General features: G+C 39.5%; 7 protein-coding genes. 6 read left to right on the top strand and 1 reads right to left on the bottom strand.

Features of this window, described 5'->3' with window-relative positions:
• The 4 genes from BMZ41_RS06690 to BMZ41_RS06675 all read left to right on the top strand — a co-directional run bounded on the left by BMZ41_RS06690 (nt 1) and on the right by BMZ41_RS06675 (nt 5,682).
• Nucleotides 1-987, top strand: a complete 987-nt coding sequence (locus BMZ41_RS06690) for a peptidylprolyl isomerase (protein WP_090528012.1) — start codon at nt 1-3, stop codon at nt 985-987.
• 161 nt (nt 988-1,148) lie between these two features.
• Nucleotides 1,149-1,604: a DUF6465 family protein gene (locus BMZ41_RS06685; protein WP_090528009.1), complete on the top strand. Its 456-nt coding sequence runs from the start codon at nt 1,149-1,151 to the stop codon at nt 1,602-1,604.
• A gap of 267 nt (nt 1,605-1,871) precedes the next feature.
• Entirely contained in the window at nt 1,872-3,824 is a 1,953-nt protein-coding gene (htpG, locus tag BMZ41_RS06680; protein WP_090528006.1) for a molecular chaperone HtpG, read from the top strand.
• A gap of 196 nt (nt 3,825-4,020) precedes the next feature.
• On the top strand, nt 4,021-5,682 hold the full coding sequence (locus tag BMZ41_RS06675) for a glycoside hydrolase family 13 protein (RefSeq protein WP_177184168.1): 1,662 nt from the start codon (nt 4,021-4,023) through the stop codon (nt 5,680-5,682).
• A gap of 37 nt (nt 5,683-5,719) precedes the next feature.
• Here the strand turns inward: BMZ41_RS06675 and BMZ41_RS06670 are convergent, their stop codons facing one another.
• The gene (locus BMZ41_RS06670; protein WP_090528359.1) at nt 5,720-9,976 is read right to left on the bottom strand and encodes a 2-hydroxyacyl-CoA dehydratase; all 4,257 of its coding nucleotides are present in this window, start codon (nt 9,974-9,976) and stop codon (nt 5,720-5,722) included.
• A 407-nt stretch (nt 9,977-10,383) separates the two neighbouring features.
• On the opposite strand from BMZ41_RS06670, the gene BMZ41_RS06665 reads away from it, so the two are divergent.
• Together BMZ41_RS06665 and BMZ41_RS06660 are read left to right on the top strand one after the other, a co-directional pair.
• Nucleotides 10,384-11,976 carry a CTP synthase gene (locus BMZ41_RS06665; RefSeq protein ID WP_090169426.1) on the top strand — a complete coding sequence of 531 codons (1,593 nt, stop codon included), beginning with the start codon at nt 10,384-10,386 and terminating at the stop codon, nt 11,974-11,976.
• A 21-nt stretch (nt 11,977-11,997) separates the two neighbouring features.
• On the top strand, nt 11,998-13,425 hold the full coding sequence (locus BMZ41_RS06660; RefSeq protein ID WP_090528000.1) for an NCS2 family permease: 1,428 nt from the start codon (nt 11,998-12,000) through the stop codon (nt 13,423-13,425).
• Nucleotides 13,426-13,647: the final 222 nt, after the last annotated feature.

Genomic DNA, 13,647 nt, shown 5'->3' with positions numbered 1-13,647 from the left:
ATGAAGTTTATAAAAAGAATCTGCGCAGCATGTCTTGTGGCATCACTTTCTTTGTCATTTTCGGCATGCACCTTTCAGGATAAGACAGTGTATTTTGACACCTCCAGCAGACGAAATACAGTGTTCAAAATTGGTGATATGAAGTGCTCAAAAAAGGAGGCGCTTCTTTACCTTTTAAATGAAAAAAATATCTATGGTTCAGTTGATGGAGTTAACCTTTGGACAGATGATTTTGACATCGACACCATGACTGGTTCAATTAAGGATCTGACCATAGAACATCTCACTCGTGTATACGTTTTAAATTTATATGCTGAGGAGCAGGAAATCACTCTTACTGAAAAAGAAGAAAAGGCGTGTGAAGATGCAGCAAAGGAATATTATTCTTCACTTAATTCTGCTGAGAAATCTTTCACAGGTGCGAAGAAAAAAGATGTGCTTAAAGCATACAAAAAATATGCTTTAGCAACAAAGGTTTATGACGAGCTTATGAACTCAGTTGATGAAGAAGTTTCTGAGGATGAAGCACGTGTTATGGAAGCATTCGTTTTGTTTGTTTCTGACAAAGCAAAGGCAGATGAAATCCAGGGAATGATTGATTATGGATATACCTTTGAGCGTCTTGCATCCACATATACAGAGCTTGATTCATATCAGGTTACCTTTGCTCGTGGAGAGTATTCAAAAGAGATTGATGAAGTCGTTTTTAATCTTGATACAGACGAAGTTTCTACTGCGATTTCTGCTGATGGTGGCTATTATTTTTTCCAGTGCTTGGATAAGTACAATGAGGAATTATCAGAGGCAAATAAAGAGGTCATTATTGAGAAAAGAAGACAGCAAGTTTTGGAAGATATTGTGAAAGATTTAGAGGAGAAAAATTTCTCAAATATGAATACAAATCTTTGGGACAATATCGTATTTACGGATGACGTTTCTGAACTTACAAGTGCAACTTTTTTTGAAACATTAAATAAATATTTATAAATTATAAGTGCAATTTGTATTAAATCCATTTTATAATTTGTTTTTTATTGTTAAATTGGTAGAAAATTTTCATAATAGACTAGCATTTAAATAGAAGAATGACTATAATACTAACTAAATAAAAAACAAAAACTTTTATTGCTCAAATAGGAGGGTGAAAAATGGTAACAAATGCAAAGGTTACAGTTGATGATGTAAAGAAGTCTGCAGCATCTGCAGCTACAACTGTTAAGACTGCAGTAGCTAGTGCACCAGCGACAACAAAGAAGGTCGTTGACGAAGTTAAGAAAGAAGTAGCAACAAAGAAAGCAGCAGCCGCTAAGAAGGCTCCTGCAAAGAAGACAGCTGCAAAGAAAACAACAGCTAAAAAGACAACCGCAAAAAAGGCAACAACTAAGAAAGCTACAACAAAGAAAAAAGCAGTTGCAACAACAGCAGTTGTTCAGTATCAGGATCGTGAGTTTACAGAGGCTGAGTGCTTAAAGAAAGCACAGGCACAGTTCAAGAAGGATTACAAGGGTAAGACTCTTGAAGAGTTAAACATTTATATCAAACCAGAAGAGCGCAAAATTTATTACGTAGCTAATAAAGATAGCGTGGGATCAGTAGAGCTTTAAGATTTTGTTTTATTTATTTATGACGTAGCGTAGAGCTGTATCGTATATACGATACAGCTCTTTTTTTACCCGTTGCACACGTTATTAGCACTCTTATCCGTAGAGTGCTAATTTTTTATTGACTTCTCGTATACGTAGTATTATCATAATTTCTAGCGAATAGCTGTAGCGAACAAGCTCTTAGGTTTTTGAATGAGACATGTTAGTCGAATGAAAAAACACTAAGGCTTGTTGGCGTAACAGCGGATTAGAGAAGGAGTGAGGATAATGAGTAATAAAAAAGGTAGTTTATCAATTACAAGTGAGAATATTTTTCCAGTAATTAAGAAGTGGTTATACAGTGATCACGATATTTTTTATAGAGAGCTTATTTCAAATGGTTGTGATGCAATCACAAAGTTAAAGAAGTTAGATATGATGGGAGAGTATTCTCTTCCACTTGATTACAAGGCAAAGATTCAGGTCATCGTTAGCCCTGAGGACAAGACACTTACCTTCATCGATAACGGTCTAGGAATGACATCTGAAGAGGTAGATGAGTACATCAATCAGATTGCATTTTCAGGTGCTACAGACTTCCTTGAGAAGTACAAAGATAAGGCAGATTCAGATCAGATTATTGGTCACTTTGGTCTCGGTTTTTATTCTGCATTTATGGTTGCTGATGAGGTTCACATCGATACACTTTCATACAAGGAAGGTGCTACTCCAGTTCACTGGGAATGTGATGGCGGCACAGAGTTCGAGATGGGCGATGGTGAATGGGATCAGGTAGGAACAAAGATTACTTTATTCTTAAATGAAGATTGCCTCGAGTTTGCAAATGAATACAGAGCAAGAGAAGTAATCACAAAGTACTGTTCATTCATGCCTACAGAGATTTATCTTTCAAAGAAGGGCGAGGAGCCAAAGAAGGATGATGACGGAAATGTAATCGAGCCTACACCTCTTAACGAGACACAGCCACTTTGGACAAAGTCTCCATCAGAGTGCACAGATGATGATTACAAGGCATTCTATAGAGATGTCTTCCATGACTATAAGGAGCCACTTTTCTGGATTCACCTTAACATGGATTATCCATTCAATCTCAAGGGTATTTTATACTTCCCTAAGATTAATACAGAGTACGATTCTATCGAAGGTACAATCAAGCTATACAACAATCAGGTATTCATCGCTGATAACATTAAGGAAGTTATTCCAGAGTTCTTAATGCTTCTTAAGGGTGTTATCGATTGTCCAGATCTTCCACTTAACGTATCACGTTCTGCTCTTCAGAATGATGGTTTCGTTACAAAGATTTCTGAGTACATCACAAAGAAGGTTGCAGACAAGCTCACAGGTATGTGCAAGACTGATAAGGAATCTTATGAGAAGTATTGGGACGATATCGCTCCATTCATTAAGTTTGGTTGCTTAAAGGATACAAAGTTCTGCGATAAGATGAACGACTACATCTTATTCAAGGACATCAACGATAAATACACTACACTTCCAGAGCTTCTAGTTAAGGAAGATGAAGAGAAGGCTACAGATGAAAATGGTGAGACTGTAGAGGCAGAAGTTGTAGAAGATGCAAAGGATACTGATGACACAAAAGAGCCAGAAGATACAAGAAAGACAGTTTATTATGTAACTGATCTTCAGCAGCAGTCTCAGTATGTAAATATGTTCAAGGAGCAGGGAATGAATGCAGTCATTCTCGACCACGCTATTGATACCTCATTCATCACACAGCTTGAGCAGCGCAATGAGAACTACAAGTTCTGTCGTATCGATGCTGATGTTACTGACACTATGGTTGAGGAGACATCAGAGGACGAGCTTAAGACTGAGACAGAGACACTTACAGATGTATTCCGCAAGGCACTTAACAATGAAGGTCTCGAGGTTAAGGTTGAGAAGTTTAAGAACAAGGATCTTTCTTCTATGCTTACAGTATCAGAGGAGAGCCGTCGTATGCAGGATATGATGAGAATGTACGCTATGGGTGGCATGGATATGAACATGTTCGGTTCTGCATCAGAGACACTTGTACTTAATGCAAACAACGACCTTGTTCAGTACATTCTTAATAACAAGGATTCTGAGAATGTTCCTACCTTTGCAGCTCAGCTTTATGATCTTGCTAAGCTTGCTAACGCACCTCTTTCGCCAGAGGCAATGACAGAGTTCGTAGCTCGTTCAAACAAGATTATGATGCTGCTCACAAAGTAAAATATGTTGCAATAATTAGTGGTTTTGCACTTGCAAAAAACTATAACGGCAGACGGATATGTCTGCCGTTTTTTTACTATTATTACGAAAACACGCTATTTGTCGCAATAATTAATCACTAATGTGATGATTGTGTGATGAAATTGTTGAAAAACTATGTACTTTACTTTATTATAAATCTATGGGGAGAGCGCAGATGGGATTCATACTGCGCATGAGTATATGGGGGAACGATATGGCCGCAGCTGGTACAAAAAAATGGTGGAAGAACGCCATCGTATATCAAATATATCCGCGTTCATTCTGCGACAGCAATGGTGATGGTATTGGCGATATACCAGGCATCATTTCTAAACTTAATTATCTAAAGAATTTGGGAGTTGACGTCATATGGCTCAGCCCAGTCTATCCAAGCCCTGGCTATGATAATGGCTACGATATTTCTGAATATAAGGGCATAAATCCAGAATTTGGTACAATGGAAGATATGGATCGACTCATTAGTCGTGCTAAGCGTCTAGGCATAAGAATTATTATGGACCTTGTTATAAACCATACTAGTGATGAGCACGAATGGTTTAAGAAGGCCCTTGCGGGAGACCCTAAGTATAGGAAGTACTATTTATTCAGCGACAAGCCTAACAACTGGGGTTCTTTCTTCGGTAATCGCACATGGACTAAAACAGAGAATGGAGATTATTATCTACATCTGTTTAGCGAAAAACAGCCAGATTTAAATTGGCAGAATCCAGATGTTTATGATGAGATTGCAGATGTGATGCGCTTCTGGCTTGATAAAGGAATATCTGGGTTCAGATGTGATGTAATTAACATCATATATAAGAATTCTCTTAGTAACGGTAGGCGAAGATTAATTCTCACAGGTCGAGAGCATTATCTTAATACAGAAGGCTGTCACGAACTGCTACAGAGATTTAATAAGGAAATATGGTCAAATTACAAGACCTTTATAGTTGGGGAGACAATCCTTGTTACTCCAAATGAAGCAAAGCTTCTCTGTGATGAAAACAGAGGAGAGCTGGATGCTATCTTTTTCTTTGAACACATGGATGTTGATAGCAGGGGCGGTGTTAAGTGGCTCAAGAAACGATATAAACCTGATAAACTGATAAGGATTTTAGATAAATGGCAGAACGCTCTTGAGATTCCTGCCAACTATTTAGAGAACCATGATCAGGTTCGTTCTGTAAATCACTTCGGAAATACGAAGGAATATTGGGAGAAGAGTGCAAAGCTATTATGTGGTTTGAACCTTTCTCTAAAGGGAATACCATTTATTTTTGAAGGGGAAGAAATCGGAATGACCAACGGTGATTTCCGAGGACTTAGAGATATAAAGGATATTGAATCCTATAACATTAATCAGGCCATGAAGCGTATGCTTCTGACCCATAAGCTTAGAAGAAAGTTAATCCTTAGAACCTCAAGGGATAATGCCAGAACTCCGGTACAGTGGGATTCCTCTGAAAATGCGGGATTCACTTCAGGAGAACCTTGGCTTAGGATTAATGAAAATAAGTCATATATCAATGTGGAAACTGAGACTGAAGATGAGAACAGTATCCTGAATTTCTACAAACAGATGATAGACTTCAGAAAGAATTCCAAGGCGTTGAGCGAGGGTACCTATAGAAAGGTTGCAGCCCCAAGTGATGTGTATATTTTCACCAGAGAAGCAAAGGATGAACGCTTATACATTTACTGTAATCTTTCATCTTCGAACCGTTCTGTAGAATTCTACGGAGACAGAATAATCTTTGGAAACTATCCATCCGTTGAAAGAGATAATCAGTATCTCAAACCATACGAGTTCCGTATAATAGCATCGAACATATAACGAAAAAGCCAGCTCATGATGAGCTGGCTTTTACTATTTATGCCTCTTTTTTATCTAAGTTTTTATTTGCTGTAGAAAGCATAAGCTTAATTCTATTGAGCTGATTTACCTCTGATGCACCTGGATCGTAATCGATGGCTACAATATTTGCATCTGGATGCTCATGACGAATTCTCTTGATTACACCCTTACCTACTACGTGGTTTGGTAAGCATCCGAATGGCTGAATACATACGATATTGCTTGCACCATTTTCAATGAGCTCAAGCATCTCACCTGTAAGGAACCATCCCTCACCAGTCTGATTTCCGATTGATACAATATCCTTAGCCTGATCTGCAGTATCTTTAATGTAAGCTGGAGCTGTAAATCTCTTTGATTTATTAAACTCATCTCTAGCAGCACTTCTGAGCCACTCGAAGAATTTAATTCCAAGGTTTCCAATGTGCTTTGACATCTTGCTTGCTCCAAGATTATCAGCCTTGAAGGTTGAATCGTAGAAGCAGTAGAGTAAGAAGTCTGTAAGATCAGGTACAACTGCCTCAGCACCTTCCTGCTCAAGTAAGTCAGCAAGATGATTGTTTGCTGCTGGAAGGAACTTAACAAGAATCTCACCTACGATACCAACTCTTGGCTTAACAAGTCCTTCTATAATAGGAAGATTATCGAAATCACGAATTATCTCACGGCACATATTCTTGTACTTTCTATGAGAAAGCATCTTTGGAGTACCAACGAATTCTACAATCTTCTTTTTCCACTTTTCATGAAGCTCATCTGTTGAACCAGGAACTGCTTCGTATGGGCGAACTCTGTAAACACAACGAAGAAGAATATCTCCGAAGGTAAGAGCGTAAAGACCATGCTGGATAAGGCTTGGTGTAAGCTTAAATCCTGGGTTTGGCTCAAGTCCGCTAAGGTTAAGTGAAATAACTGGTACATCTGGATATCCAGCCTTAGCAAGTGCACGACGAATGAATCCGATGTAGTTTGAAGCACGACATCCACCGCCAGTCTGAGAAATCAAAAGAGCAGTACGGCTCATATCAAACTCACCTGTGTCGATGGCAGCCATAAGCTGACCAATAACCATAAGTGAAGGATAGCAAGCATCGTTGTTTACATATTTAAGACCAACATCTACACATGTACGTGTAGGGATGTCAGGTACCACAAGATTGTAGCCGGCAGCATTAAAGGCAGGCTCAATCAAATCAAAGTGGATAGGTGACATCTGAGGACAAAGAATTGTGTAATTCTTCTTCATATCCTCTGTAAACATTACACGGTTATAGTTAGCTGGAACGATAGTGCGCTCCTGCTTCTTCTTTTTCTTTACACGAAGTGCTGCAAGTAATGAACGAACACGGATACGTGCAGCACCAAGGTTATTAACCTCATCAATCTTAAGGCATGTATAAATCTTGCCAGAATGAGTAAGGATATCAGCAACCTGATCTGTAGTAACAGCATCAAGACCGCAACCAAATGAGTTAAGCTGAATCAAATCAAGGTTATCATGCTTCTTAACATAGTTTGCAGCTGCGTACATACGAGAGTGGAACATCCACTGATCCATAACGATAAGAGGACGCTCAACCTCACCGAGGTTTGAAATAGAATCCTCTGTAAGAACTGCAATACCGTAGCTGTTAATAAGCTCTGGAATACCGTGGTTAATCTCAGGGTCTACGTGGTAAGGACGACCTGCAAGAACGATACCGTGCTTTCCAGTCTCCTCCAAATACTTAAGAACCTCGGCACCCTTAGCATACATATCATTTCTGAAATGCTCCTGCTCAAGCCAAGCAGCATGGGCAGCGGCACGAACTTCACCTTCAGAAATATCAAACTCTTCCTTAAATACCTTTGCAAGCTGAGAAGCTAAAATCTCTTCGCTTGTGAATGCCATGAATGGATTAAGGAAGCGAACCTTTCCACTTGTAATCTCGTCTACATTATTCTTAATGTTTTCTGCATAAGAAGTAACGATAGGGCAGTTGTAGTGGTTGTTTGAATCTGGGAACTCGTTTCTTTCATATGGAATACATGGATAGTAAATGAAGTCAACATTTCCCTCGTTGATAAGCCACTGTACATGTCCGTGAGCAAGCTTTGCTGGGTAGCATTCCGACTCTGATGGAATTGATTCAATACCAAGCTCGTAAACCTTACGGTTAGAACGTGGTGATAAAACAACTCTGAACTTCAAAGCCTTGAAGAATGTAGCCCAGAAAGGATAATTTTCATATAAGTTAAGTACTCTAGGAATACCAACTGTTCCACGAGTAGCTTCCTCCTCTGAAAGAGGCTCGTAATCAAATAATCTGTTGTATTTATAATCGTAAAGGTTAGGGATGTTTTCCTTATTCTTAACACCGCCTGCACCCTTTTCACATCTGTTTCCTGTGATGAAAGAACGTCCGCCGGAGAAACGATTGATTGTAAGGAGACAGTGGTTTACACATCCCTGACAACGTGTAAGCTTTGTATCAAATGTAAGATTGTTAATCTCATCAATGCCAAGAGTAGTGGTAGTAGGATTTTCCTCGTAGCGCTCCTTAGCAATAAGGGCACAACCAAAGGCACCCATGATACCTGCAATATCAGGACGAACTACATTTACACCAGCTGTCTTCTCAAGTGAACGAAGAACAGCATCGTTGTAGAAGGTACCACCCTGAACTACGATATTCTTTCCAAGCTCTGAAGCATCAGAAAGCTTAATAACCTTAAATAAAGCATTCTTAATTACTGAGTAAGCAAGACCTGAAGAAATATCTGCTACTGAAGCACCTTCCTTCTGTGCCTGCTTAACCTTTGAGTTCATGAATACAGTACAACGTGTTCCAAGGTCGATTGGATTAAGAGCAAACAAAGCTTCCTCTGCAAAATCCTGTACGCTAAAATCAAGTGACTTAGCGAAAGTCTCGATGAAGGAACCGCAACCTGAAGAACATGCTTCGTTGAGCTGTACGCTGTCAACAACACCATTCTTAATGCGGATGCACTTCATATCCTGTCCACCGATATCAAGGATACAGTCTACCTCAGGATTGAAGAATGCTGCAGCATAGTAGTGAGCGATTGTCTCTACCTCACCATCATCAAGCTGGAGAGCTGCCTTTAAAAGTGCCTCACCATAACCTGTAGAGCATGAATGTACGATATGTGTATCCTCAGGCATGATAGAATAAATCTCTTTTAATGCCTTAAGGGATGTAGCAAGTGGGCTACCATTGTTGCTTGAGTAGAAAGAATAAAGAAGTGTTCCATCATCACCTACAACAGCAAGCTTTGTAGTAGTAGAACCAGCATCAATACCAAGGTAAACATTGCCATGGTAATTTGCCAAATCTCCCTTCTTTACTTCTGCCAGGGCATGTCTGTCCTTGAACTCACGGAAGTCTTCCTCTGACTCAAAGAGAGGCTCAAGTCTGGCAACCTCAAAGTCCATCTTGATTCCTTCTGAGAGCTTATCAATGAGCTCATCCATAGGAACATGATTCTCTTCCTTAGAATTAAGTGCAGAACCAATAGCTGCAAAAAGATGTGAGTTATCCAAGTCGATTGTATGCTCATCATCAAGCTTCAATGTACGAATGAAAGCTTCCTTAAGCTGATCCAGGAAGTGAAGTGGACCACCAAGGAAAGCAACGTGTCCGCGGATTGGCTTACCACATGCAAGACCTGAGATAGTCTGATTAACAACTGCCTGGAAAATAGAAGCTGAAAGATCTTCTTTAGAAGCACCTTCATTAATAAGAGGCTGAATATCTGTCTTTGCAAAAACACCACAACGGGCAGCAATAGGATAGATAGCCTTGTAATCTTTTGCATATGTATTAAGACCAGTAGCATCTGTCTGCAAAAGTGAAGCCATCTGATCGATAAAAGAACCTGTACCACCGGCACAGATACCATTCATACGCTGCTCAACATTTCCGTTTTCAAAATAAATGATTTTGGCATCCTCACCACCAAGCTCGATAGCAACATCTGTCTGTGGAGCGTAGTGAGTAAGTGATGTGGAAACAGCAATTACTTCCTGTACAAATTCAACACCAAGATGCTTTGCGAGAGTGAGACCGCCAGAACCTGTAATCATAGGTCTTACTTCAATCTGTCCAAGCATAGACTTGGCCTGTGTTAATAAATCTGTGAGAGTCTGCTGGATATTAGCAAAATGTCTCTGATAATCTGAAAATAAAAGATTGTTTTCATCATCTAACACGGCGATTTTTACTGTAGTAGAGCCGATGTCGATGCCGAGTTTAAACTGTTTGTTTTCCATAATCAATATTATTCTTTCTTATTATATGTAATAAATTCTAACCTTAGGTATTATAAATGTAGACGGGAAAAATGACAATAAACAAAACACAAATTTTGTCCTAAGGCTTCCCATTGAGGAGAAGCTGTCAAGTTTTATTTTCCCTCTTTACAAAAATTAAACCTTGTTGTATATTCTTTAAGTACAGGGCGTACATTTTTACGAGGAAGAAATTTCTTGTAAAAAAAAACGCTTTTTTTTATTTTTAGGAGGAAATATGTGGCAGCTATACCATTGTGCAATAGTTGGATTTCATATTTGAATAGTTAGGAGTTGAAAGCACCTTAGTCTAAGGGTGTACGTTTCGACTCCTTTTTTAGTTGAATAAAAAGGGCGTAGAAGTAAAAAAGATTATAAAGGAGTATATGATGACAAAACACGTATTTGTTACTGGTGGTGTAGTATCAGGTTTAGGAAAAGGTATTACAGCAGCGTCATTAGGACGTCTACTTAAAATGAGGGGATATAAGGTGGCTTCACAGAAGCTTGATCCTTACATGAACGTAGACCCAGGCACCATGAGTCCATATCAGCATGGTGAGGTTTTCGTTACAGATGATGGAGCAGAGACAGACCTTGACCTTGGTCACTATGAGCGTTTCATCGACGAGAGTCTTAACAAATATTCTAATCTTACTTCAGGTAGAGTTTACTGGAATGTCCTTAATCGTGAGAGAAAGGGTGAGTACCTTGGACAGACTGTTCAGGTTATCCCTCATATCACAGAAGAGATTAAGAGATTCATCTACATGGGTGCAGAGACTTCTGATTGTGATGTTCTTATCACAGAGATTGGTGGTACAACAGGTGATATCGAGTCTCAGCCATTCCTTGAGGCTATCAGACAGGTTTCTCTTGAAAAGGGACGTGAGAACTGCTTATTTATCCATGTTACATTAGTACCATGGCTTTCAGGCTCAGAGGAGCATAAATCAAAGCCAACACAGCACTCTGTTAAGGAGCTTCAGTCACTCGGTATCGCTCCAAACATTATTGTTTGCCGTGTTGATCATCCACTTGAGCAGTCTATTAAGGACAAGATTTCTCTTTTCTGTAATGTTAAGAAGGACTGCGTAATCGAAAACGATACACTTGATTGCTTATACGAAGCACCACTTATGATGCATAAGTATGGTCTTGATGATGTTGTTTGCCGTGAGCTTGGTCTCGAAAATCGCGAGCCGAAGATTCAGGAATGGGAAGACATGGTTAAGACTATCAAGGGTCTTAAGAAGACTACAAAGATTGCTATCGTTGGAAAGTATGTTGCTCTTCACGATGCATATCTTTCAGTTCGTGAGGCTCTTTATCATGGTGGTTATGCAAATAACGCTCACGTTGAGGTTGAGTGGGTTGATTCAGAAGAAATCACAAAGAAGAATGTTAAAGAGAAGCTTGGAATGTGCGATGGTATCTTAGTACCAGGTGGCTTTGGTGACAGAGGTATCGAGGGTAAGATTATCGCCTGCCAGTATGCTCGTGAGAATGATATTCCTTACCTTGGCATCTGCCTTGGTATGCAGGTTGCAGCAATCGAGTTCGCTAGAAACGTTTGCGGTCTTGAGGATGCTAACTCTAGAGAGTTCAACAGCACAGGAAAGAACTGCGTAATCGACCTTATGGAAGAGCAGATGGCAGTACTTCGTAAAGGTGGTACAATGCGTCTTGGTGCTTACCCATGTGCAATTCGTCCAGATACAAAGCTTCACGAGGCTTATGGAGAGGATAATATTTCAGAGCGTCATAGACATAGATTCGAGTTCAACAATTCATATAGAGAGATAATGACATCTAAGGGACTTACTATTTCAGGTACATCACCTAATGATGAGGTAGTAGAGGCAGTAGAGGTTTCTACAAACAAGTTCCATGTTGGTGTTCAGTTCCATCCAGAATTTAAGAGCCGTCCAAACAAGCCACATCCATTATTTAGTGCATTTGTTAAGGCTAGTATTAAATAATTAACATAAAAGGAGAAAAATATGTTAGAGAAAAAATTCAAGCTTAGTGCGAACAACACTACAGTGAAGACTGAGGTACTTGCCGGTCTCACAACATTCATGACAATGGCTTATATCATTGCCTTGAATCCAAACATCCTTACAAACTACAAGGCAGGCGGAGCTGAGCTCTGGAATGGTGTATTCCTTGCTACATGTATTTCATCTGCAGTTGCTATGTTTGTAATGGCATTCCTTGCTAACAAGCCATTTTGTCTTGCTCCAGGTATGGGTCTCAACTCATTCATGGCAATCGTTATTGGTCAGCTTGTTGCTACTACAGGAATGGGTTATGTGCAATCATTCCAGTCAATGCTTTGCATTATCCTTATTGAAGGTATTGTATTCCTTATCCTTTCACTTCTTAATGTACGTGAAAAGATTGTAGATGCAATCCCACTTGGTATCAGACTTGGTATCTCACCAGCTATCGGTCTTATGCTTCTTAATATTGGCTTTGGTTCAAATGTTTATATTGCTGATTCAAATTACAATCAGTTCTTTGTAATGAAGGATTTCTTTGGAGCTCTTACAGCTTCACATGCTAGAGACGTAATGACAGATGCTTATCCAGTAATGGTTCTTTCAGCTGTCACAATGTTCGTTGGTCTTTTCATTATTGTAGTTCTTGCTACAAAGGGATTTAAGGGTGCTGTTATCACTGGTATGCTTGCAGCTTCAGTTCTTTACTGGGTGTGCGATGCTGTTTTCCTTGGAAATAACCCATTTGCTTCACTTGAGACAGCTTCATTCGTACCAGCTTTTGGCGATATGGCAGCTACTACACTTTTCAAGTTTAATTTTGCAGGACTCGCTCAGATGGGCTGGTTCACAGCAATCACACTTGTTATCACATTCTGTATCATCGATATGTTTGATACAATCGGAACACTTGTAGGTACAGCTTCACGTGCAGGTATGGTTGACCGCGAGGGTAACATGCCAAACATGAAGGAAGCACTTCTTTCTGATTCAGTTGGTACAATCGTTGGTTCATGCACAGGTACATCTACAGTTACTACATTCATCGAGTCAGCTTCAGGTGTAGAGGCAGGCGGACGTACAGGTCTTACAGCACTTACATGCGGTATCGCTTTCCTTCTTTGCATCTTCCTTGCACCAATCGCTGCAATCATTCCAGCAGCAGCTACATCAGCAGCACTTATTTATGTTGGTGTACTTATGATGACAGGTCTTAAGAAGGTAAACTTTGATGATCTTTCAGTTTGTGTACCAGTTACTATCATGCTTATCGGTATGCCAATCTCTGGTTCAATCGGACATGGTATCGGTCTTGCTATGATTTCTTACACATTCATTAAGGTATTTACAGGCAAGGCGAAGGAAGTATCAGGACTTACTTATGTAATTTCAGTTCTTTTCCTTATCAAGTTCTTCTTAGCAGTTTAGTCTCATGCCTCCCGGCACCGAAGGTGACTGATGAGGTGTTATAAAGCCAGTGGTTTTCATACCATTGGCTTTTTTGATTTTAAAATATAGAAATGATATTAAATGCAAAAATCACAAACCATCACAAACAATCACAAAATAAAAAAATAATCACAAACCATCACAAACAATCACAAGATGTTAATCTATGGCGCTGATAAAAAATAAAGCGTATTGCATTTT

The sequence above is a fragment of the Pseudobutyrivibrio sp. UC1225 genome, from assembly GCF_900115215.1.
GTDB lineage: Bacteria > Bacillota > Clostridia > Lachnospirales > Lachnospiraceae > Pseudobutyrivibrio.
This window is presented reverse-complemented; position numbering and strand designations above follow the sequence as displayed.